We start from the raw sequence: 22,636 nt of genomic DNA, 5'->3' as shown, positions 1-22,636 counted from the left end.
AGAACAGGCCCAAGCCACATCCTCGTTTAGGCTCGGAAACTCATTCGCCCCGGCGGGACGGTTGGCCCCGCAATTGACCCCCTGACAGACAAATAAGACAATGCAGGCGGAATCAATCGTCAGGGAATCCATCCAGGTTTGGAGAAGGCGGTTATGCACTTCGACACGATTATCACCAACGGAACGATCGTCAACGCAAACAAGAGCGAGAAGGCCGATGTCGGCATCGTCGGCGAGAAGATCGCCGCGGTCGGCAAGGAGCTGGCCAGGAAGGCCGGCAAGAACGGGGCGAAGATCATCGACGCCAAGGGGCACTACGTCATTCCCGGCGGGGTGGATGTGCACGTGCATCTGGCGCTTCCCTTCTGCGGGACGACGTCGTCCGACGACTACAACACCGGCACGCGGGCGGCGGCGCGCGGCGGCGTGACCACGCTGATCGACTTCGCCATTCCCTACGGCGACGAGTCGCTTCAGCAGGCGGTGGACAACTGGATGGCCAAGGCCGACGGCAAGGCGTGCATCGACTACACCTTTCACGTGGCCGTCACCAAGTGGAACCAGCACAAGCACCAGATGGCCGACATGGTGAAGAAGGGCTTCCCCACGTTCAAGGAGTTCATGATTTACGAGCGCGAGGGCTGGCAGTCGGACGATGCGGCGATCTTCGGGGCGCTGGAGAAGTGCCGCGAGCTGGACGCGATGCTGTTGATTCACGCGGAGAGCAGCCGGGTGCTCGATGAGCTGATCGAGCGGCACCACAATGAGGCGGAGATGAAGAAGTACGGCGCGGTGCTGCACGGCATTACGCGGCCAAACTACATCGAGGCGGAGGCGATTCAGCGGGCGGTGAAGTGGGCCGAGGTGACCGGCGGACGGCTGTACATCGTGCATATGTCGACCGCCGAGGGGACGGACATCATCCGCGACGCGCACAAGCGCGGGCTCAAGAACGTGTTCGCTGAGACCTGCGCGCAGTACCTGGTGCTTGACGATTCGCTCTTCGAGGGACCGGACGGGCACCTGTATGGCTGCTGTCCGCAGATCAAGAAGAAGTCGGATCAGAAGCGGCTTTGGAAGGGACTATCGGCGGACACGGTGTGCGCGGTCTCGACCGACACCTGCACCTTCACGCGCGAGCAGAAGGCGATGTGGCAGGGCGACTGGACGAAGATCCCGATGGGCATGCCGGGGCTGGAGACGCTGCTGCCGATCGTCTTTACGCACGGGGTGATGAAGGACCGGCTATCGGTGAACGACTTCGTCGAGAAGTGCTGCACGGCGCCGGCGAAGATCATGGGGCTGGGTGATCGCAAGGGCGTCATCAAGAAGGGCCACGACGCCGACATCGCCATCATCCACCCGGAAAAGAAGATCAAGGTGGACCACGCCAAGATGGAGACGAACGCGGACTGGTCGCCGTATCAGGGGTGGAACCTCGCAGGCTTCTCGCGGACGACGCTGTCGCGGGGAAAGGTGATCGTGGACGACTACAAGTTCTGCGGGACTAACGGCTGGGGCAAGTGGCTGCCGAGAGAGACGGCGGGGCGGCTGTAGTCGAGTGCGGCGGGGCGGTTTCAGTTTAGTTCGCTAAAGAACCTTCACATCGAATGACGAGATTCCACGCATGAACATCCTCGATCTTGAGCAGTTTAGTTCATTTAGGAGCAACATTGAGACGAAGGTCGTCCGGCACAAAGACATGCGCAAAGACCTCTGGGAACTCTATCAAACTGGACGATTCGAAAGCTATCAAAACGGGCAAGCCTGGGATGTCTTCGGTAGCGCACGATACATTATCAGCTTCATCGCGGAAAGGGATAAGTTCGCGAAGTTCGTCGGCGCATGGGAAGTAATATCCCGACGAAGTGGAAGGCAAAGGGGGTTTCGATACAAGACACGGGAGCTGCCAGGATATGACGATTTGAAGCTCAGGCTGATCGTGAACTGGGGAATGGGCACACGTTCTTGGGCGCAGTGGTTGCACCGGCAGGGCAATAAGGAAATCGCCGAGGTTCTGCCGCGTGGCTACGTGATGGAGTTTCCGGGCTATTACAACCTTGTCCTGAATTTTGACAAGCTTTCAACAATGGTCCGACATTCGGATGCTAATCGAGAGCTTCAGCGTATGTTATCCAGCGTCAGTGGAATTTACATGATTCTCGATACACGGTCGGGAATGCAGTACATCGGCAGCGCCTACGGCGCGGGCGGAATCTGGAATCGATGGAAGGCTTACGGCAAGAACCCTTCCGGCGGAAACAAACGCTTAAAGGACCTGCTCAGCAAATATCCCCATCGGTACCGCCACTTTCAGTTTTCGATCCTTCGCGTGCTTGAACACAATGCGACGCGTGACGAAGTGCTTGCTCACGAGGCACTGACCAAGAGGAAGCTCGGGAGCCGGGTGTTCGGTCTAAATGAGAACTAGAAATCTGCATGCTGGTAGGCGCAAGGAGCGCTTTCAATTACGGCGTATGTTCCGCCGCCTCCTCGATGGGTGACGCCAATCGAAAGTGGAAAATGATGGCGAGATGCTCATTCCAAGGATGCCCCGGAGAGTATCAGGACAAACTGATTGCGCACACGGTGCGCCATAAAGGGCAATTGGTGGTGATCGACGGTGTCCCGGCGGAAGTCTGTTCGGTATGCGGAGATTCACTTCTCAGCCCGGAGACGGTCCGGCACATTGAACAGATTCTCTCGTCCGTGGATGCGCCTTCCGGAAACGTGCCGCTCTACGACTACGCCCTTTAATCTCGCTACGGGTTTGACACGAAGGCACTGACGAGGGCGATGCTTCGCCTCGATTGCTCCCTGTCAGTACATTAGCGCCGGCGCTCCCGGAGCAGCAGACCGCCAAACACCAGCAGACCGAGCGTGGCCGGTTCGGGGATGAGGAAGACGTTGTCCTGGATGTTGGTGATGTCGCTGTTGCGGCGGATGATGTCGGAGAGGCGCGTGGCCTGCAGCTCTGCGAGCAGCGAGGGGTTGTTCACGAAGAAGTCGTCGCGCTCGTACCAGTAGCGGTCGCCGTCGCGGAGACGCATGAACTGCTCGCTCAGGACCGCGGCGATCAGTTCGCCGACGCTTGAGCCGGCCAGATGATCCTCGGCCAGGGCGCCGACCCACAGATCGATATCGTTCACCGTTCCGTAAAGCGACATCAGGGCCGCCTGCACCGCCGGGTCGCTCGAAATGTCCGCGAAGCTGGAGACGGAGGTCAGGCCCATCATCACGCGCGTCGAATTGTAGTCCGGCAGGCCGTGGTCGCGGCCGCGCTGGATGTTGAGTGAGGCCAGGTCCATGCCGCCGGAGCCGGGAGGGCCGAAGAGGAAGTTTCGGACGTCGTCGACAATCTGGTTATCGATCTCCTGCATGGCCTGCGAAGCGAGGCCCTTGAGGATCGGGTCGATGCCGCCGCCGTTGATGATGTTGTTGGGGTTGAAAAAGGCGTCTTGAAGGGCCAGGTTGCCCTGCGGAATCACGTTGCCCGCGTTGTCGAGTCGCAGAATCGTCGGCGAGAGCATGGTGTGGCCGACGCGGTAACAGGCATTGGCGAACTCATTCATGATGTTGGGGTTGATGGAGTCGTCGTAGCCGATCGACATCGGGCTCGGCGCGGCGGAACCGAGCAGGGCCGGGAGAAACTCGTTATAGGTGATGACCTGCAACTGGGCGCCGACGATCTTGCGCGCCTGCTGGTAGATGTCCTCATCGTTCATGCCGGGGTTGGCGGTCGCGATCTGGTCGGCGAGGCGGTTGTGCTCGCGGACGAAGAGGGTGTGGGTCGCGGCGAGGCCGGACTGCTCATTCGAGCGAATGTCTCCGGCGAGGAAGAGCGACGCGCTCGTGCCGCCTGCGTTGGGCAGGCCGCCGGTGTTGAACGGAAGCAGGTCGCCGGCGCTGGTGGCAAGACGGCCGCCGGACATGGTTCGCAGCGCATTGGCGCGTGTCATATCGGAGCCATAAACGTTTGACGCGTCGATCCACGAGGTGATCTGGTTCATCTGCTGACGGGCATTAATTGACCCGGTGACCGGGTCATAGGCCGAGCGGCTCAAGGGAATGGTCTGCGTCCCGGTGTTGAACGGATCGAAGAACGGATCACCCATCGGAACGGGAATCGGAAACGACTCGGCCGGGCTGGCGGCGTCGGTCAGGTCCAGATCGTGATCGAGAAACTGTCCCCACTGCCAGACCCAGTCGCTGAGCATTCGATCGTTGACGATCGAGCCGGTCTGTGCGGCGATACCGTTACTCACTGCGCGCGCGCTGGGGCGAGAGCCGCCGGCCGGCATGGACATGCCGTCGGCATAAGCGGCCGGGCCGACACGATCGAGATGCTGATTCGTGCTGCCCCAGACGCCGTGGCTCATGTTGTTGCCGGTGCCGTCGATGGTGCGGTTTTGCGCCGAGGCCGTTGCCGCCGACGCGATGATGACCATGGCGCCGATGGCGCGGACAAGTGAATGCCCTGACTGTGTTCTTTGATCCATAGTAGTATTCATCCTGCGAGGAATGCCACGAATGTGGTGATTGCCCGCCGTCCCCATCGGGCTGGTCTGCCACCTCCAAATACCCATGTCAGGCAGGGCGAATCCACCGCATACTCGCTGCGGGGAAAGCCGCCCGACGCGGTTGTTGATTCTACCTGATGAAACGTCGAAAAGGGAACGAATCGGCGAAAAAAAAAACAGTCCGCCGCGGCCCGCCGGGTTATTACGGGGCGGACCGGCGGCGGTATGTGGATGGTTGCACAGGCTCGCGGCCGACTAGTGTCCGGAAATCGTTTTGGCCTTTCGGACCAGGTCGATGAACTCGCTCCGCTGGCCGCTGGGGTCGCGGCCCATCGATGCCACGGCCATGCCGATTGCGGCGTCGTAGGTCAGGTCGCCCTTGTGCGGGCTGCTGCGCAGGAGCATGCCGAAACCGGCGACAGAGGCGGCGAAACGCAGGTCCGGTGAGGCGGCGTCAAACGTCTGGCCGTTATCGGTGAGCGGGACTTCGAGCAGTTGGCTGGTCTGGCCGGTGGGCTGCTTGTAGCGGAGCTTGACCGTCAGCGTCTCTTTGCTGGCGGGCGTATCACTGGGGCGTAATTCCTCTGCCGCCAGTGTCTGGTATTTCAACGTGTCCACGCCTGCCAGCGTCGCTGTCGTGGGGACTATCTCGTAGAGCGCGGTGACGGTGTGGCCTGCGCCGATCTCACCGGCATCCTTCTTGTCATCGTTGAAATCCTGGGCGGCGAGCATGCGATTCTCGTAGCCGATGAGGCGATACTGCGCCACCTGCGCCGGGTTGAACTCGATCTGAATCTTCACGTCCTTGGCGATGGTGATGAGCGTGCCGCCGATCTGATCGACGAGCACCTTCTTGGCCTCGGCGAAGGTGTCGATGTAGGCGTAGTTGCCGTTGCCCTTGTCGGCGAGTTGTTCGAGGGTCGCGTCCTTAAGGTTGCCCATGCCGAAGCCGAGGACGGAAAGGAAAACGCCGCTCTTGGCCTCGTCGGTGATGAGCTTGGTGAGGTCCTTCTGATCGGTAATGCCGACGTTGAAGTCGCCGTCGGTGGCGAGGATGACGCGATTGACGCCGCCCTCGGTGCGGTTCTGTTCGGCGATCTGGTAGGCGAGCTGGATTCCCTCGCCGCCGTTGGTGCTGCCGCCGGCGTTCAAGTGATCGAGCGCGTCGAGGATCTTCTCGCGCTGGCCCGCCGAGGTGGAGGGTAGTGCCAGTCCGGATGCACCGGCATACACGACCATCGCCACGCGGTCCTCGGGCGAAAGCTGACCGACGAGCATCGACAGGGCCTGTTTGACCAGCGGAAGCTTGTTGGGGCAGTCCATCGAGCCGGAAACGTCGATGAGGAAGACGAGGTTGCAGACCGGTCGCTTGGCCGGCTCGATCTCGACGCCCTTGAGGCCGACGCGGACGAGGCGGTGCTGCTCATTCCACGGGCACGAGGCCGTCTCCAGGTTCACGCTGAAGGGATGCTCGCCGGTCGGCGGCGCGTAGTCATAGGAGAAGTAGTTGATCATCTCCTCGATGCGCACGGCGTCGGCGGGCGGACGCTGCCCGGCGGTGAGCATGCGGCGGATGTTGGAGTATGACGCGGTATCGACGTCGATGGAGAAGGTGGACAGCGGATTCTGCATCGCCGGGAGGAACGGGTTGTCGAAGATGCGGGCGTAGGCCTCGCCGGTGTTTTCGGTGTATGGCTGATGGCCTTCGCGCGGGCGGTTCCACCAAGGGTCGGCGGGATTCTCGGAATCGCGATCATTTGGCAGTTCAGGGCTTCCGACGATATAGCCGAGTGAATGAAGTGTTTCGTCATCACCCTCGCTCGCCGGGCGCTTGGCGACGATCTCAGGCCACTTTTGCGAGTATCTACCGGCAGGGTCGGCATTGACATCCATGTAAACCCAAAGACCGTTTTCGTCCTTGCGCAGCCCCTGGCCACTCCTTCGTAGGAACCTCCCGCCACCGAGGCCGCCCTGCGGATTTGTGCCTTGGCCAATTTGATCAAGTCTTATTTCTTGGCCGCGAAGCTGCGGCTCTGTGAACGCCATGTCCTCCAACCCGAATATCTTGCATCCCTTCTTCGAAAGTTGGCTCCCGCCGGCATCGATTTCCATATTGCTCTGTGACGGCTCGCCGCCCGGTACCAGGCACGCATCGCTACGACCTCTCATGTTGACAGAATACCCACTCGAACTAATGGACGAGTCTCTTCCTCCCCCGCCGAGCAACTGCGCGCCGCCGCTGGGTTGAGGCACCGGTCCGCCATATGCAAGTTGTCTCTCTTGTTTCGGCTGTGAGTCGTTATCCGCGTAAACGTACATTGCATTGCCGAGGCGATTGAGCTGCGCGCTGAGTTTACCCTCGAGGTCGCGGGCTCTGCTTAAACTGGGCATGAAATACGAGACCGACACGCCAACCACTGCAAGCAGAAACGACGCGGCCAGTGCCCTAGAGGCCCACTTGCGTATCTTTCCGGCCAGCAGCGTCGCCTCGATCTGCTGCCGATGCGTTGCGTTCAGCGCCGCCGTCGGTTCGGCGGAGAGTTCCTCCGTCAGCAGGCCCGCCACGCTGCGGATTGATTCCACCTCGTCGCGGGCGTCGGGCGACTCGTCCAGCAGGCGCTCGATGTCGGCGCGGTCGGCCTCGTCGAGTTCGCCGAGGGCGTAGGCGGTCAGTTTGGCTTCGTCGAATTGGGCGTTCATGGCACGTTCTCACTTTCAAAGTCCACGAATTCGATTCCGTGGGGTCGTCACATTCAAGAGTCTCGCGTTCACTTGCGGCGTTCCTCGCCACCCACAAGGGGTGGCGCTACAGGAATCTCAATCGGCGCTCTGCCGAAGAATTGGTGGGCCAAGCCCACCCTACGTCATCTTCTCGCGGAGGGTCTTCAACGCCGTGTGCAGGAGGAAGCCCACGTTGCTGACGCTGTGACCGGTCACTTCGCTGATCTCGCGGTAGCTCATCGATTCCTGAAACTTCAGCCGGACGACTTCCTGCTGGCTGTCCGGCAGGCTCGCCAGATGCCGCAGGATGCCGCCCGACTGTTCACGGTCTTCGGCTGACTCGGCCGGTGTCACGGCGTCGTCAGCCATGCTCTCCATCGTTAACTCTCCGGCTGCATACATGCGGCGGTCCTTTCGTCGAATCTCGATCGCCCGGTTGCGGCAGACCGCGAAGAGCCAGGGCCCGAGTCGGCCGTTGAGCGCACCGGGGTCCTGCCCGCAGAGCCGGGCGAAGGTCTCCTGTACGACATCGCGAGCCTGGTCGAGGTTACCGGTCAGCCGATTGGCATAGCGGACGAGGCGGCCCTCGTACTGATCGAGGGCCTCGGTGATCCACCTGCTTCGCTCTGGGCGATTCATCGCATCTCCCGCTGCCGCCCGGTCCCCGTCAGACAGTATGACGCGCGAGCGGCCGGTTTCTTAGACGGGAAATTCGGGAGTTGGTTCCATTGGGCGATGAAAATCATTTCCGTGGGCGCCGTTTGCGATGCGGTGGTGCCGGTAACGCCGTAAAAATGACGAAGAGCCGGTACTGGGTACCGGCTCTGCGTCGTGCATGAAGTGTGGCGACTGTGGGTCTTTAGCACCGCTTGCGGCGGCGGCGGATGACCATCAGGGCGGCCGGGACCAGCAGTGACAGCGTACCGGGCTCCGGTATCTGCACGAAGGCCACCGACAGGCCGAGTTCAAAGACATAACCGGGATCGAACGGGTTCAGCAGGTTGCCGAACTGGTTCGTCACCTTTGTCGCGTTCGTCGGGGCGAGGATGTTCTTCCACGTCCACGAAGAGCTGACGCCGCTGGCCAGCACGTCGAACTGATAAGGATTCGCCGTGCCATCGGTGTACAACGAACCGGGCACCTGCACGTCGATCAGTCCGTTGCCGAACTGGTTGTAGGCATGGGTGCCGGGCGTGTTGTAGAAGTGGCCATTGAAGTCACGCATGTACGAGGTGTAGTAGTTCGGGCTGTTGAGCATGAACGGCATGGCCAGGGCCAGGTTGTCAAACTCAAAGCTCGAAATGGTCACTTCGATGTCGCCGGCTCCGGGCTGGAACAGCGAAGTCGGGCCGGGCGCGTCGATGTTCATTAGGCTCACCGGCACGTCGATGTACCAGTGGGCGACGCGGAAGCTCGGATCACCGTCGGTGGTGACCTTCAGGATGATCGGCGAACTTCCTCCGCCGATCGTGCCGATCTGGGTAAAGCTTTCAGGATCACCGTCCTGAAACGTGGCCTTCAGGTCGGAGAGCTCTCCGCCCATGCCGATGGTCACGGTGTCACTGGCGATGACATTCATGCCCTGCTTGACCGTGATGTTAAACGAGCCCTGCGGCTCGCCGATTTGTGCCTTGGCGACGCCGGCCGAGCCGAGCGAAGCCAAAGCGCAAACGAGTGCGATTCTGCCCAATATCTTCATCATGAATAACCCCCTTTGTGCCCGCCCCTCTCGGGCAGCCGTTCTCGCAAGAGTCACATCCCCTGCGGATGCGAAAATCTCTTTCGACATTCAGCAACGACCGGGCCGAACGGAGTCCCCGCACAAAGTAATTGTGTTCATCTGATAATATGCCCGGCGCACCTGCGATTTCGCCTTTGATGTGAAGATAAATCGCGCGTGCCGAAGGGTGGGATTATGCGGTGCCGTTGAAATGCGTATCACGCAACGGGAACTGGCACTCACTAAAACGCGGGGGACGAGCGGTAAAACGCAGGTTACGGGTATGGAGAATTGCGAATCGGGCCGCACCACTTCCGAAAAGTGACGAGCTGATGAATGCGAGAGCGATGCGACAGCCGTCGACTCCCCCGCCACGTCCGATCAACGATGAAGAGGTCACCGGCTAGTCGGCGGCGGCATCCTGGGTTCGGGCCGTGTCGATCAGTTCCCATAATTGATTGGTGACTTTTTCCAGGCCGCGGCCGCTGACGGCGGAAATGCCGACGACCTTTGCGCCGCCGAGTTCTTCGGCAAGCTCCGCCAACTCGGGCGGATTCGCGTCACCGGCGAGATCGAGCTTATTGGCCACGATCATTTCCGGCTTGGACGCGAGGGTCGGGCTGTATTTCTCTAGCTCGTTGCGAATGATCCGATAAGCCTCGGCCGGACGGGGATTACCTTCGAGCGGGTACAGGTCGATCAGGTGCAGGACGACGCGCGTGCGCTCGATATGCCGCAGAAACTTGTCGCCGAGGCCGACGCCTTCGTGGGCCCCTTCGATCAGCCCCGGCACATCGGCCATGACGAACTGGCGAAAGCCCGAAAGCGAGACGATGCCGAGATTCGGTACGAGCGTCGTAAAGGGGTAATCGGCGATCTTCGGACGAGCGCGCGACACGCGCGAAAGGAGCGTGCTCTTGCCGGCGTTGGGCAGACCGATGACGCCGACATCGGCGATCAGCTTCAGCTCCAGCCGTATCCAGCGTTCCTGCCCGGCCTCGCCTTTTTCAAACTCGCGCGGGGTCTGATGAGTCGCCGTCGCGAATCTGGCATTGCCGCGACCGCCCGCCCCGCCGCGTACGACGCGTAGCGTGGAATTCGGTTCGACGAGGTCCTTCAGCAAAATGCCTGTGTCGCGGTCATAGACAAGCGTGCCCGGCGGAACGCGCACAATCTCGTCGTCGCCGGCGCTTCCGCTGCGATTGTCGCCCATGCCGGACTGGCCGTTTTGCGCGGTCCAGTGGTGCTTTCCGGTGAGATCGACGAGCGTGGAGAATTGCGGATCGACGAGCAGAATGACGCTGCCGCCGTCGCCGCCGTCGCCGCCGTCGGGTCCGCCCTTGGGGACGTACTTTTCACGGCGAAAGCTGACGCAGCCGTCGCCGCCCCTGCCGGAGCGGACGCAGATGATCGCCTCGTCAATAAACAGCATGAGTTTGGCCGACCGGAATCAGGTCGCCTCAGAGTAACACCGCGCAGCTCGAAACAGGATCAACCGACACGGGGTCGGCGCGCGGCACGTCGAATGTCCGTAAAGGAAAGCGATGGAAGAATCGTCACTGGGCGGCGGCGGCAACCGGCTCGATCGAGACCTTGCGGCCCCGGAAGATCACCTTGCCGTCGCGAAGGGCGAATAGCGTATCGTCGCGGCCGCGACCGACGTACATGCCGGGCTTAAAGGGCGTGCCGTTCTGGCGGACGAGGATCGTGCCAACGCAGACCATTTGGCCGTCCCACCGCTTCAAACCGAGGAATTGCGGCCTGCTGTCTCGCCCGTTCCGAGTCGAGCCCTGTCCCTTTTTGTGTGCCATGACGTCTTCCCTTTCAACGCTTTCGCTGTCTGATTCTCAGTTTATCTCATGACCCAGGTCATTCGCCCGAGCACCGGCGTGGCGCTGCTTCGCGTTCGAAGATCGCCCGGCAGAGTATAAGGCATTGCCAGGGTCTTTCGCAGGACGAACAACTTAGGGTTCGATTCATCGTCGGCCCGATGGCCGTTCGACATGCCGCCGGATGCGTCATGACGGGCCGAATAAGCCGGATTCGGCCGGGTGATGCGCTCTCCGGAGAGCCCGCCGAAGTAGATGGTGAACTTGCTCACCCGTGGGTTCAGGTCGGGAAAGACCGCGACGCTGGTGCGGGCGTTGTCGCCGCCCTGGAGCAATCGACCGATCGCCTCAACCGGCGTGACCAGGAACGGGTGGGTCTTGGCATGCCGAGCGCTGATTGCTTTGAAGATTTTCGCGTCGAGCCCGACGATGGCCGGATCGACGTTGACCGTCGGCGCGGCACCGGGATTCGCAGCGATCTTGTCGGCGGGAAGCTCGCTCTCGGCCTCACTGACCCGAACGATCTCCGGGAGGAAATCGACATCTTCGCCGGTCTCATTCCTGACGGTGTAAAGCATGTACCAGTACATGCGCGGGCCGGAACCGGTATCGACCTGGATCCGCATGGGCGCAGTTGGCTCAAGCTTGAGCTCCCAGGCAACCGGAACGGCGCTGGGCTCAGGCGTTGCCAGAGCGATGGCAGCCCCCGCACAGAGCAGGACAACCGTCGCCAATAGTGCACGCAGCCTCAAACCGGACATGTACTTGCCTCATTCTCGAAACGGGATCTGGGTACCAGCCATTCGGCGTGGAAATCTACCCGCCGATACCCCGGGGCATCGAGCCCTACATCATATTACGCCCCAAAACCCTGTCAACGCAAACGAGGTGTGCCATGAATTTGCGGCCGTCCGGTAATGCCGGTTGGACGGCCGAAATGCGGCTTTTGCGCCCCGAATATAGAGTGCCGCGTCTCGGCAGCTATTCTGGGCCTCAATTGACTCAATTGTGAGGTCCGAATCACCGATTAGGGGAGAATCCTAAAAGGGCAGGGACGGACCCCCGAATCCCCACCCATGACGAATCCTCAGGAGAAGCGGCCGTGGATACACCGACGACCAATCCAAATGTCATGATGATCTGCCCCAATCTGAAGTGCCGGAAGGTGCTGCAGGTGCCCGCGAAGTACCGCGGCCAGCAGGTGAAGTGTCACTATTGCAATTCGCTGTTCGCGGTGCCGATGGCCAAAGTCGTCGACGCCCCGGCCGCCAAGAAACCAGCCGACGACTCCTCGAAGTAGTCACCATCGACGGTCCACTCACTCGATCACGATAAAGTACGGCTCATCGCGGGTCACAGATGCTTCGCGGTCTTCAGCAGATGGCCGCGATGCTGCTTGAGCAGGGCCGCGAGACGCTTGCCCAAACCGGGGTGACTGCCGTCGAACTTCATCTTCGCCGGGCTGCCCGCCAGTGCGACGAACCACTTCACCAGGTTCTCAAAGTCCCGCAGATCGATGAACTCCGGGCCGATCTTCTTCTTGTCCGTATCCATATTGTGATAGTTGCCCAGCGGCAGACAGATTCCCGTCGCGTCGTAGCCGTAGTGGCAGTAGGCGGTCGATTCGCAGGTCCCGCCGTCCATCAGCTTGCGCTGAAAGCGGAATGACTTGTCCTGCGCGGCGAGTTGCTCCGCGACGACCTGGCAATAGGCGGTCGCGGAGGGCGTGAAGACGGATGCCCGATCACCGACGCGCAAGACCGGACCGTCGCCCAGGGCGACGCCGGTGACAGCCTTGCTGCACTCCACGGCGACGACGATGGTGTTCCTCGGCACCGTCTTGTCGGCCACGGCGGCAAGCGCCCCGGCGAATCCGACTTCCTCGGCGCGGGTGAAGAATGCGTGGCAGACGGTGCGCAGCTTCTTGCGACAGATATCATCCAACATGCACAGGATGCCCGCGAGGCCTGCGGTATCGTCGCACATTCGGGCGCGAATCTGGTGGCCGCGGATCACCGCGTCGCCGATGCCCCACATGCCCGGGCTGCCCGGTTCGACGGGTTCGCGCACTTTGACGACCACGGCGGCGGGCGGTGCTTCGGCGCCGAAGGATCGGGCGCTGGCCACGGCGCGTCGGCCCTCGGCGCTGGTGGGCTTCTGCGGAATGACTTTGACGATTCGACCGGATATCCAGCGCGATCCGCTGCGAAACTGCACTCGTTCATTTAGAAAATACGAGCCCATGACCCAGCCTCGCCACTCGGCGTGGACATGATCCTTGTCGATCATCCTGGTCGCGCAGAATCCGGGATGGTCCATGTGTGCGGCGAAGAGCACCGGGCGGCCCTTTGAGCGGTCGGCGCCGGTCGGGGTGTATCGCACGCGGAGGTTGCCGAACCGGTCCGCGCTCGTCGTCAATTGCGGCCGGCCGGCGACGAATCGCCGGATATAGTCGATGACGCAGCCCTCGACGAACGGGGCCGTCGGCAGGTTGACGAGGTCTTTCAGGATTCTCAGATGTCGTTGATTGGGCACGGAAAAAATCCTCCAAAGCAAGCAGCCGCCGTCGTTTGCGGCGGTTCGGCCGAAATCGGCCGGGGACGGACCATCGGAAACGGTCGATATTTCATACGAACATGACGATGATTGCCACCTCGATGAATGCGAACGCCATCCAGGCCGCCCAGCAGGCCGCCCGCTATGAATGCGCCGCCTGCGGCACGACGCTCGATTCGCCGCGCCGCGTCCTGCGAAGCGGAGTCGCCTGCCCCTTCGACCTCTTTCGGTGCGCCGACTGCGGCATGGTGCAGCAGCAGCCGCGCTACACGCCGGCCGAGTTGTCGCGGCTCTATTCGGCGGACTACTACGTCTTTGAAGAGAGCGACGCGCATCGCTGGGCGCGAGCAGTTCAGCAGTACATGATCCACCTCGCCCCGCTGGAATCGCATGGCGAGCGGCGGCTCCTCGATGTCGGATGCGCCCTGGGCCATCTGTCCGCGCTTGCGCGGGCACGCGGCTGGGAGGTCGTCGGCCTCGATGTCTCCGCCGAAGCCGCCAGTCAGGCCGCGGTTCGATTCGGCCTGGAAGTCCGCGCGGGGCCGTTGGCTCGCCACGTAGACACACTGCGACGATTCGACGTTGTCTTCCTCGGCGACGTGATCGAGCACGTGCCGCAACCGGCCCTGCTGCTGCGCGACGTGCGACGCATTCTCGCCACGGACGGATCGGTCTGCATCGACACGCCGAACTGGGGCGGATTCTGGCGAAGGTGGACCGGCCGGCGGTGGATCGGTCTCAACCGATTTCATATCAACTTCTTCGACGAGCGAAGTCTGTCGCATCTCGCACAAGCCGCGGGCTTCGGGCAAATCGTCGCCAGCAGCTATACACATTATCGCTATGAAGGTTGGGGCGCACGGCCGGAACTCCTGGCTTGGGTGCAGCGTCTGCCTCAGGCGCTTGGCTGGCGCGTGGGACGGATGCTCTCGCGACTTGGTCGACATTCCGCCTTCGGGTTTCTAAGCAGTCGCCCGCCGGCTGACGAAGCGGCGGCGATCCAATTGATCAGGGAACTGGCACTCAAGAACGCCTCCCGATCCACGTCATCAGAACGCTCGGGCGACAATCTCACCCTCCGCGCCGTTCGCGGCGGATTAGTGCAATTCCGAGTCGACGATTCACGCTAACAGAGTGCCGACTTAATTTCCGCGGGTTGCGACGGCGGCGAGACTTGGCCAATGGTGGTCGTAGTGCTCGATGGCGGCTTCGTCGATCCACTCGCGGGCGGGCGAGTCGATGAGCAGCTTGTCGGGCACGGCTCGCACGGCGGCGATGAGGCGCTCCTCGGCGGCGCGCAGTTGCGGCAGGAGCATGACGTACGACATGCGCCGGTACTTCTGATAGACCTCGGCATTGACCTTGTCGAAGTCGTACTTGGGGGCGGGCTTTCCGGCGGCGATCTCGCCGAGCCGCGCGGCCACTTCGACATCCCAGAAGACAAAGTGGCCGACGAGATCGCGGACGTTCCACTTCGGGCCGACCTTGCACGCCTCGGCGCCGGTGTCGTCGAACTCTTCGAGGACGACGCGCATGCGCATCATCCGATCGGTCAGTCGCTGAAGAATGGCGTCGCGAACCTGCATCGGCACAATGTAGGGTCGGACGAGCGGACCGACAAGACATCACGACCGCCCCGTCAAACTGCGCCGATAGCGGATGTGCGGCAGATCGACGTCCCAGCGGCGGACGCTCATGTGCGCGCCGTCCTCCAGAATGAACCCGGCCAACTCGTAGAAACGTATCGCCCGGGCATTTCCGCGCAGGACCCAAAGCGCCACTTCGCGAAAGCTGTCGCGCTTCATCGATGCCAGGGCCTCGTCACACAGGGCGTGACCGATTCCGCGATTCCAGAAGGCGGAATCGAGATAGAGGCCGAAGATCTCTCCGACGCCGCCGTCGGCGCCTTCATCACGCGTCGGGCCGAATGAAACGAATCCGGCGATCTCCCCATCAACCCCGGCCGCCAGATTCCGTCGATTCTCCGCCGCCAGATTCTCCACCCAGACGGCCTCGAACTCGGCAAGCGTCAGGGCCGCCAGACCCTCGGCGGGCATAAGGCCCCGATAGGCCGCGCGCCACGAGTTCAGATTGACGCGGGCCAGTGGCGCGAGATCGCCGGACGTCGCGGGTCGAATAATAAAGCGGCTCATGACGTACCTCGGCGGCTTGGAGCAGCGCATCGCTCAAGGGTCCCAGTATAAGGGCTGCGCTGCGGGCAAATACACCAAGTTGAGCGGCTGACCGTCCGATGAATCCGAACGCCGCGACCTGTCTTTGGGCCGCGTGATTTGTTGACTTCGCATCGGAGGATATTGCCGTGAGCACCACGACCGCAAACCCGCTGGCCAGCGTGATCAATGGACTCAAGGCTTTGACGCGCGAGGCGATCTCGACCCGGTCGCCTGAGCATTTCGAGACGCTCGAGCAGCAGATCAACCGGTTCGAGGCGACGGTCCGCGAGATGCAGCAGTCCATGCTCTCGGAGCGATCGAAGTCGGCGCTGAAGAACCTTCGCGCGGGCCGGCCGCTTTCGGAAGAAGAGAAGTCGGTCCTGCAATCGGTCGTCGTCGGTGACGCGGAGAGCTATCTGCGCGTCGAGAACAACCTTCAGGACTGGATCAACGAACTCCAGCGGCTCATCGGCGAGATGGAGCGCCTCGCGCGATGCGAGGACGAGGCCACGATGAGCCAGCTTCGCGGTGTCTCCAAGGACGCCGTCCGCCTCATGCCCAGCCTGCGGGCCTACATGGAAGAGAAGGACCGCCTCGATCGGTTCAATCGGGCGATGGCCAACCTCGACGAGCCGAACCGGCAGATTCTCACGCAGGTCGTTTCGGAAATGCTCTCCAGCCCGAAGCGGTAAAGACCGCAGGCCCCTCGATACACCACACTCACCTGAAGCTTGCCGGGAAAACCGCGCTGCAAATCCGCTCGGCGGCGGCTCCATACTCGTCAAAAACCAAGGTGACATAAGGCGAAAAAAGGGGCCTAGGGGTCGAGGGACCAAGGGGCCGAGGGTATGGGCACGCACTTTTCTCGCGCACAAGTGCTGCAAGATCGAAGGTGACATAAGGTGACACAGCCGATTTTTTTCGCTTGCAACTCCTTTGGCGGGCATGTGTTGGGGCGGCGCGCGAAAAAGGTGGTTTTGCGCGAAAACAGCGTGACACACCGCCGCCGGTTTCGTATGCACTTGTGACATGGCCCGTTCCATCACCGACTCCGCCCTCCGTCCATTACACTTGCTCAGCGCTCTCGCCCTTTTACGCCGCGACGCAGGACCGGGCGGCTGTTTATAAGGGTGAGACACAGCCGGGACGCCGGGCTATTAGGAAGCTGGACATGGATTTCGCGCAGACGCTGTTTCTGGAGAGCCCGATCCGGCTGGGGATTCTCGCGTTCATCCTGATGTCCGCCGCGCTGGTGATTCGCAAGCGGATGGTGTTTGCCGTTGATGACGCGTCTGACGGGGCAGGCGGCGGCGTGGGCCGCGCGATTTTCAGCCCTCGGGCGATCGTTCCCGGCACATTTGCGTTGATCGCCCTGCTGTTCGCGGTGCAGTACGCCGTGGTGACCGATCGCGAGCGGATCAGCCTGGCGACGAACCGGTTTATCGCCGCCGTGGAACGTGCCGACCGCGCGGCACTGGCCGATCTGTTCAGCGACCAATACGACAGCGAGGGGATGGACAAGACGGCGGTGCTGGAATTCATCGAGACGGCCCTGGCCCGCGTGCGCATCTACGACACGCGCACGCATCGGCGCGACATCACCGTGACCGGCCGAATTGCGGAGCTGATCCTCGCCGCGCGGGCAACGGTGAGCGTCGGCGGCGACGTCGGGCAGCTTCACTGGGGCGCGTGGCGGCTGGCGTGGGCAGAGGAGGCGGACGCGAACGGCGGCTGGCGGATCACGGCGCTGGAGCCTCGGCTGCTGGACGGGGTGGAGTTTTCGACGCTGACGAGCGTTCGCGGGGTGATACCGTAGGGAGGCCCTTAGCCCCCAATTCGAGCGCGAAAACGCACTGATTGATGTTATCCGACCAGCCCGATTCATCTCTAAGTGTCTTCAGCCACAATAGTTAGGTGGCTCATCACGAATCCAAGAAATAACTTGACAAACAGCCGAAGCACGCGCAGAATGCCCCAAGATGTCGCGGTAGCTGCGGATCAGCCCCCGAGGAGTTGTATATGAGTAAGTCGGTGAGTGACGCGTTCTTGAAGTGTATTCCGCAGGACTTCCTTTTTGACCTCGTGGCCGCAATTCGTGCGGCCTACCCGGCCGCTCAGCTAAAGGCTAGTGAGCTCAGCCCCGAGGTACAGCGAAACGTTGCGGGAACAGAGCGTTGGGGTTTGGTTGAGTCGCACTTCTTCGAAATCGCGTCCAGATACGAACTCCAACCGGAGTGGATATCCAACCGAAACAACAGTTCGCAACACGTCGAGTTAAGCCTTAACGGATTTGTCGTGACTATCTCGAAGACCGAGGCTGCTGGGACCCTACCAGGAGATGCAGATTTTCGACTTGCGTTACTAGCAACGACACAGCTGCGCCTCTTTGAGGAGGACAGGCCCGAGGGAGGGTTCGTGTACGCGATTATAACACATGGCCCAACTGTTGATCCCGCATCTGCCGGCTTCGTGGAAGTATTGTTCCCCGATCGTGATCGACAGATTGTCGAGCGAATAGATCTCCTCGAATTTACGAGAAAGGCCACGATCGCAAATATTGTCGCGGAGACTATCCAGGATACTTCGGTACCAGTACTGCGCAGGCTCGGAAAAGTTGAGGGAGAGTTACGACGATAGGTGGCTTGCACAGCACCCTGTACTATTTGATTTGATCAAGACTGGAAGCGGTGGGTAGAGCATGAGACCCGGGACTCCCGAGTTTGTCGGAGGCCGATTGCGCGAAGCAAGAGAGGCTAGAGGACTTAATGGTACTGTTCTAGCTGAATTGATAGAGGTATCTCGGCAGGCGGTCTCGCAATACGAGAAGGGGTATCAGACACCATCGCCAGTTGTGATGGAACGAATCTGCTCCGTGCTCAATCTTCCCAGGGACTTCTTTGTTCAGGAATCTAACGAGGTCGTCGGAACGGTTTTTTTTCGGTCATTCGCTTCAGCAACGGCATCTGAGAGAAGGAGGCAGGTCCAAAGGCAGAAGTGGCGGCGCAGAATAGTGGCGTTCCTTCGGAAGTTCGTCGACTTTCCAAGGGTTTGTATACCGCAGTTATCCAAAGGAAAGCCGCAGTTACTATCCAACGAAGAAGTCGAAGAGCTCGCGAGCGAAGCACGGAGGGGACTGGGAATTGGCGACGGACCTATCACGAATGTCGTTCTCCTACTGGAAAACCACGGTGTAATTGTTACTCGGACAATTTTCGATTCGAAGGCGCTCGACGCGTTCTCTGAGTGGAGCCCTGATGACGACACACCGTACATTGCATTAAACACAGAAAAGCGATCGGCAGTGAGGTCTCGGTTTGATGCGGTTCACGAGTTGGCACATATGGTGTTGCATCGCCAGATCGACATGGAAACATTGCCCGAGATTCACAAGGCCTTGGAAAAACAGGCGCATCGCTTTGCCGGAGCTTTCTTGGCGCCGGCGTCTACTTTTGGAAAGTCGTTTGTTCGTGGTGGGCTCGATGACTTAATCGCGTTGAAGAAACTTTGGGGGCTCTCAATTTCTGCGATTCTCGTTCGTGCCTCTCAACTTGGACTGTTGAGCGAGCATTCCTATCGACGCGCTATGACCGAGTTGAATCGCCGATCTTGGAGAACGCGTGAGCCGCTTGATAATGAGATTCCTACTGAAGAGCCGCGGTTGCTTCGAAGAGCGATCCAAATGGTGTTAAAAGACTCTGGCGTCAAACTGAGCGATTTTGAAAAACTCGGGGCAGGTACGATTAGAGACATAGAGAAGAATCTTGGCTTATCATTGGCTCCTCCAGCGTATCCGAAGACTGAAGTGTCGCTGCAGATGCCAAAAACTTCCTATGATTCCATCGTCTCGCAAAGAACGGGCCGCATCTTTCGCATGTCCGATTACGTGCAGTCTGACGATTCCTAAGTACATAGGAAGAACTTGAGTCCTCGCGGTCCATGCAGTTTATCTGCAAAAGTAAATGGGGCCGGCGAATAATTGGATCTCGTAACAGGCCAGCTTCACTTGGGCGCGTGGCGGCTGGCGGATTACGGCGCTGGAGCCGCGGCTGCTGGACGGGGTGGAGTTTTCGACGCTGACGAGCGTTCGCGGGGTGATACCGTAGGACAAGCCTATTGAATGGGGGACAGAGTATCCAACTTTTCCCTTCCCTTTTCCCGCGCTTTCGATTGCACTACCGCCCGGCCAACATGAAAGGGACCCAACCATGGAATTTCTTTCTACCCTGTGGCTGCCCATTCTCATTTCTTCCGCAGCCGTCTGGATCGTCTCGGCCATCGTCTGGATGGCCCTGCCCCATCACAAGAACGACTTCATCGGCATGCCCGACGAGGACGCGTTCCTGGATTTCATCCGCAAGAGCGGCATCAAGCCGGGCAACTATGTCTTCCCCGACTTCCGCGGCCGCGAGGCGATGAAGTCGGAGCGGATCAACAAGCTCATCAACGAAGGCCCGATCGGCCACCTGAGCCTGTGGCAGCCGCCGCTGACGATGGGCGGGAAGATGATCGCGACGTTTGTCGTCTATCTCATCGCGAGCACCTTCATCGCGTATCTCGCCTCGGTCGCCCTGCCGAGTCCGGCGGCGTTCGGCAAGGTCTTTCAGGTCGTCGGCACGGCGGGCATTTTGACGTATGCGTTTTCGTTCATCCCGAACAACATCTGGTTCGGATCGTACCGGCGCACGATCGTGGCGGGGATTCTGGATGGGATTGTGTACGGGGTGATTACGGGGCTGATTTTTGCGTGGCGCTGGCCGCATTGAGCAGTGACGGAGTGATCTGACCCCTTCCGAGCCAAACTCACGTGCTCACAATCTGTCCGCGATCAGCTTCTGTATCGCGGGCGATGCGCAGATGTCCATGTGATCGACATCCCGTGCCTCCGGCAGATCGCCCTCCGGCCCCACGGCGACATGGATCAATTGCGTGTGCGTGTTGCCCGGCTCCAGCTTGGACCGCGGCCCATCTCGGAATGACAGGGTGGGCGGGTTCACATAGTAATGCACCGCCACATCGACATTCGCCGGAATCGGGTCCGGCCGGCCCACGTCCAGCAGCACGAGGAGCTGCACGCTCACGCCCTTCTCATTCAGAACATGGGCGATATTGATCGCATCCACGCCACCGTGCGAATGCCCGATGAGCACGAGCCTGGCCGGCGGATTTTTCAGAACGTCTCGCGCGATGGCTTTCCATTTGCGATAGGGTTCGAGATCGGCAAAGCACCCCTTGTCCTTGAGCGTCGCGGCGAGTTGGTCAAGCCCTTGCGATCCGTCCAGATCGCCAAACCCCAACAGGAGAAAGACGCAGGTCTGCCCCGGCTCCGGCGAGCCCGGGTTCCACCGTTTGGCGGACTTACGGCTGCACCCGGCGGACAGCAGTAAGCCGACCATCAGGACATGCCAGCAGAACTTTCGGCGCGATAGAGCGGTATGGATGATTCTCAGCATCGTTCTCACAGAGATGCATGGTACGCGCCTTTGCGGCATTCCGCCTGCTCGGGCCGCCCAAGGGCGACGAAAACGCCAAGGACTGATTGCGGGCAAGAGAAACTCAAGTGTCTGATGACTCACGGCGGGCGTTGAGCCGCTGATGCCAATGAAAGGTGAAGCCCCATCCAACGGCGCCTCACTCCCCCCGACGACCAAACGACGCTTATAATTACCTTGGTATCGAGCCTCGGCTCCAGGCGGGGTTGCAGGGCATGCAGCCTCTGCATTCGCATCCACAGGAAGTCCAAATGACCCTATGATTGCCGAACGACCGGAGGCCCAGATTCCCATGCCGTCGAAGCGAATTATCGTGCTCGCAAACTCATACAAGAAGAAGCCCGGAAGGTGCGTTGCTGGCCGCGAACTTGGTGACGATGGCACTGTGGGTAATTGGATTCGCCCGATCAGCGACCAGCCAGAGGGGGAGTTGCTACCTCGCCACATGAAGTTGGAGGATGGCTCGCCACTCCAAGTTCTAGATATCGTGGACGTTCCAATCGGCGATTACGCGAAGGACAAGACTCACCCAGAGGATTGGCGCGTCGAAACTTCCGAGGCATGGAAGCGTCGAAGGAAGTTCGCGGCGAAGTATCTCGCGACAATTGAGGACAAGCCCCGGGATCTGTGGATGGACCCATCTACACGAGCGGATCGGGCCACGACGGACTTCCTCATCAAACTATCGAATCACCAGTCTCTGTATCTCATCCGCCCAACCGACTTCCGCGTGGAGTTGACAAACGACTTCAACCCCTTCGAGGGAAAAAACCAACAGAAACGGCGGGCCTGCTTCACGTACAGACGTCAAGAGTATTCGCTCGGCCTGACTGATCCGGTGTTCATCGACCGGTATGCGACGAAGTTTCCCGCACGAGACAAGCCCGCGATCACCGTTAGACCGCCTTACAGAGACCAGTGCCTGCTTTGTGTGAGTCTCACGCCAGTATTCAATGGCTACCACTACAAGATAGTTGCGACCGTGTTGGAGTTGCCATGATCGAAAACGCCACGAAACCCTGCCTCTTCACGATCGGACACTCCGACCATGAAATGCCGGCGTTCGTCTCGTTGCTGGCGCAACATGGCGTCACTGCTATCGCCGATGTGCGTTCACAGCCATACAGCCGCTTTCATGGTCAGTTCAATCGTGAGACGCTCGCAGAGTTGCTCAATCGCGCCGGGACTCAATACGTCTTCCTCGGGCAAGAACTCGGCGCGCGGCGATCGGAACGAGAGTGTTACCACGAAAAACAGGCTCGTTACGACCTTATAGCCAAACTTCCAGCATTCCGTGAAGGATTGGACCGGCTTAGGCGTGGGCTTACCACTCATCGAATTGCACTACTCTGTGCTGAAAAGGACCCGATTACTTGTCACCGAGCGGTGCTTGTTTGCCGCCATCTCCGCGCCGACTCCATCGACATTCGGCACATCCTGGAGGACGGTTCGGTTGAAACTATGGACCAAATCGAATCGCGACTCCTCGAAGCGGTTAAGGTACCGACAGAGCACCTGTTTCGTTCCCGTTCCGAACTGATCGAACTTGCCTACGACCTTCAAGGCGAGCGAATCGCGTTCAGGGAGTCGGGGGCTCCGCCCGTAACTAGCGGAGCGATAAGGTGAG

Annotated in this window: 23 protein-coding genes; 12 read left to right on the top strand and 11 right to left on the bottom strand. The window is 60.5% G+C overall.

The features are described 5' to 3' along the window. Positions 1-153 precede the first annotated feature (153 nt). From hydA to HS101_12855, 3 genes are all read left to right on the top strand, one after another. Positions 154-1,557, top strand: a complete 1,404-nt coding sequence (hydA, locus tag HS101_12865; protein MBE7507153.1) for a dihydropyrimidinase — start codon at positions 154-156, stop codon at positions 1,555-1,557. A 70-nt stretch (positions 1,558-1,627) separates the two neighbouring features. Next, positions 1,628-2,431: a GIY-YIG nuclease family protein gene (locus HS101_12860; GenBank protein ID MBE7507152.1), complete on the top strand. Its 804-nt coding sequence runs from the start codon at positions 1,628-1,630 to the stop codon at positions 2,429-2,431. A 92-nt stretch (positions 2,432-2,523) separates the two neighbouring features. Further along, positions 2,524-2,757, top strand: coding sequence for a type II toxin-antitoxin system MqsA family antitoxin (locus HS101_12855; GenBank protein MBE7507151.1), 234 nt, complete (start codon positions 2,524-2,526; stop codon positions 2,755-2,757). A gap of 71 nt (positions 2,758-2,828) precedes the next feature. On the opposite strand, the gene HS101_12850 is transcribed toward HS101_12855, so the two are convergent. The 7 genes from HS101_12850 to HS101_12820 form a co-directional block, all read right to left on the bottom strand. Further along, positions 2,829-4,511 carry a peroxiredoxin gene (locus HS101_12850; protein MBE7507150.1) on the bottom strand — a complete coding sequence of 561 codons (1,683 nt, stop codon included), beginning with the start codon at positions 4,509-4,511 and terminating at the stop codon, positions 2,829-2,831. A 264-nt stretch (positions 4,512-4,775) separates the two neighbouring features. Continuing rightward, positions 4,776-6,413 (bottom strand): VWA domain-containing protein, encoded by a 1,638-nt coding sequence (locus HS101_12845; GenBank protein ID MBE7507149.1) that lies wholly within the window; start codon positions 6,411-6,413, stop codon positions 4,776-4,778. A 966-nt stretch (positions 6,414-7,379) separates the two neighbouring features. Continuing rightward, a complete protein-coding gene (locus HS101_12840) occupies positions 7,380-7,880 on the bottom strand; it encodes a sigma-70 family RNA polymerase sigma factor (protein MBE7507148.1) in 501 nt (166 codons plus the stop codon). Positions 7,881-8,100: 220 nt separating this feature from the next. Further along, the gene (locus tag HS101_12835) at positions 8,101-8,943 is read right to left on the bottom strand and encodes a PEP-CTERM sorting domain-containing protein (GenBank protein MBE7507147.1); all 843 of its coding nucleotides are present in this window, start codon (positions 8,941-8,943) and stop codon (positions 8,101-8,103) included. Between the two features lie 421 nt (positions 8,944-9,364). Next, on the bottom strand, positions 9,365-10,390 hold the full coding sequence (obgE, locus tag HS101_12830; GenBank protein MBE7507146.1) for a GTPase ObgE: 1,026 nt from the start codon (positions 10,388-10,390) through the stop codon (positions 9,365-9,367). 127 nt (positions 10,391-10,517) lie between these two features. Next, on the bottom strand, positions 10,518-10,772 hold the full coding sequence (rpmA, locus tag HS101_12825; protein MBE7507145.1) for a 50S ribosomal protein L27: 255 nt from the start codon (positions 10,770-10,772) through the stop codon (positions 10,518-10,520). Between the two features lie 41 nt (positions 10,773-10,813). Continuing rightward, the gene (locus tag HS101_12820) at positions 10,814-11,551 is read right to left on the bottom strand and encodes a hypothetical protein (protein MBE7507144.1); all 738 of its coding nucleotides are present in this window, start codon (positions 11,549-11,551) and stop codon (positions 10,814-10,816) included. Between the two features lie 341 nt (positions 11,552-11,892). Here HS101_12820 and HS101_12815 point away from each other — a divergent pair, with 341 nt between their 5' ends. After that, complete coding sequence (locus HS101_12815) at positions 11,893-12,090, top strand: hypothetical protein (GenBank protein ID MBE7507143.1); 198 nt, start codon at positions 11,893-11,895, stop codon at positions 12,088-12,090. Positions 12,091-12,143: 53 nt separating this feature from the next. On the opposite strand, the gene HS101_12810 is transcribed toward HS101_12815, so the two are convergent. Next, entirely contained in the window at positions 12,144-13,325 is a 1,182-nt protein-coding gene (locus HS101_12810; GenBank protein ID MBE7507142.1) for a hypothetical protein, read from the bottom strand. A gap of 107 nt (positions 13,326-13,432) precedes the next feature. Between HS101_12810 and HS101_12805 the strand changes: the two genes are divergently transcribed. Further along, positions 13,433-14,476, top strand: a complete 1,044-nt coding sequence (locus HS101_12805) for a class I SAM-dependent methyltransferase (protein ID MBE7507141.1) — start codon at positions 13,433-13,435, stop codon at positions 14,474-14,476. 12 nt (positions 14,477-14,488) lie between these two features. On the opposite strand, the gene HS101_12800 is transcribed toward HS101_12805, so the two are convergent. After that, the gene (locus HS101_12800; GenBank protein ID MBE7507140.1) at positions 14,489-14,938 is read right to left on the bottom strand and encodes a ClbS/DfsB family four-helix bundle protein; all 450 of its coding nucleotides are present in this window, start codon (positions 14,936-14,938) and stop codon (positions 14,489-14,491) included. Between the two features lie 33 nt (positions 14,939-14,971). After that, on the bottom strand, positions 14,972-15,499 hold the full coding sequence (locus HS101_12795) for a GNAT family N-acetyltransferase (protein MBE7507139.1): 528 nt from the start codon (positions 15,497-15,499) through the stop codon (positions 14,972-14,974). Positions 15,500-15,666: 167 nt separating this feature from the next. Here HS101_12795 and HS101_12790 point away from each other — a divergent pair, with 167 nt between their 5' ends. The 5 genes from HS101_12790 (at position 15,667) to HS101_12770 (ending at position 20,283) form a co-directional block, all read left to right on the top strand. Beyond that, positions 15,667-16,212, top strand: a complete 546-nt coding sequence (locus HS101_12790; protein ID MBE7507138.1) for a hypothetical protein — start codon at positions 15,667-15,669, stop codon at positions 16,210-16,212. Positions 16,213-16,691: 479 nt separating this feature from the next. After that, positions 16,692-17,336 carry a hypothetical protein gene (locus HS101_12785; GenBank protein ID MBE7507137.1) on the top strand — a complete coding sequence of 215 codons (645 nt, stop codon included), beginning with the start codon at positions 16,692-16,694 and terminating at the stop codon, positions 17,334-17,336. 203 nt (positions 17,337-17,539) lie between these two features. After that, on the top strand, positions 17,540-18,157 hold the full coding sequence (locus HS101_12780) for a hypothetical protein (protein ID MBE7507136.1): 618 nt from the start codon (positions 17,540-17,542) through the stop codon (positions 18,155-18,157). A gap of 97 nt (positions 18,158-18,254) precedes the next feature. Then, positions 18,255-19,424 carry an ImmA/IrrE family metallo-endopeptidase gene (locus HS101_12775; GenBank protein ID MBE7507135.1) on the top strand — a complete coding sequence of 390 codons (1,170 nt, stop codon included), beginning with the start codon at positions 18,255-18,257 and terminating at the stop codon, positions 19,422-19,424. Between the two features lie 301 nt (positions 19,425-19,725). Continuing rightward, the gene (locus HS101_12770) at positions 19,726-20,283 is read left to right on the top strand and encodes a hypothetical protein (GenBank protein MBE7507134.1); all 558 of its coding nucleotides are present in this window, start codon (positions 19,726-19,728) and stop codon (positions 20,281-20,283) included. Positions 20,284-20,328: 45 nt separating this feature from the next. Here HS101_12770 and HS101_12765 read toward each other — a convergent pair whose 3' ends face one another. Then, positions 20,329-20,970, bottom strand: a complete 642-nt coding sequence (locus HS101_12765; GenBank protein MBE7507133.1) for a hypothetical protein — start codon at positions 20,968-20,970, stop codon at positions 20,329-20,331. Positions 20,971-21,268: 298 nt separating this feature from the next. Here HS101_12765 and HS101_12760 point away from each other — a divergent pair, with 298 nt between their 5' ends. Both HS101_12760 and HS101_12755 read left to right on the top strand, forming a co-directional pair. Then, positions 21,269-22,009 carry a hypothetical protein gene (locus HS101_12760; protein MBE7507132.1) on the top strand — a complete coding sequence of 247 codons (741 nt, stop codon included), beginning with the start codon at positions 21,269-21,271 and terminating at the stop codon, positions 22,007-22,009. Next, positions 22,006-22,635 carry a DUF488 domain-containing protein gene (locus tag HS101_12755; GenBank protein MBE7507131.1) on the top strand — a complete coding sequence of 210 codons (630 nt, stop codon included), beginning with the start codon at positions 22,006-22,008 and terminating at the stop codon, positions 22,633-22,635. Before HS101_12760 ends, HS101_12755 begins: the two co-directional genes overlap by 4 nt. The last annotated feature ends 1 nt before the right edge of the window (position 22,636 follow it).

This window comes from Planctomycetia bacterium (assembly GCA_015075745.1).
In the GTDB taxonomy this organism is placed as follows: domain Bacteria; phylum Planctomycetota; class Phycisphaerae; order UBA1845; family UTPLA1; genus UTPLA1.
Note: the sequence above shows the minus strand (reverse complement) of the source record. Positions and strands in the feature narration are given on the sequence as shown.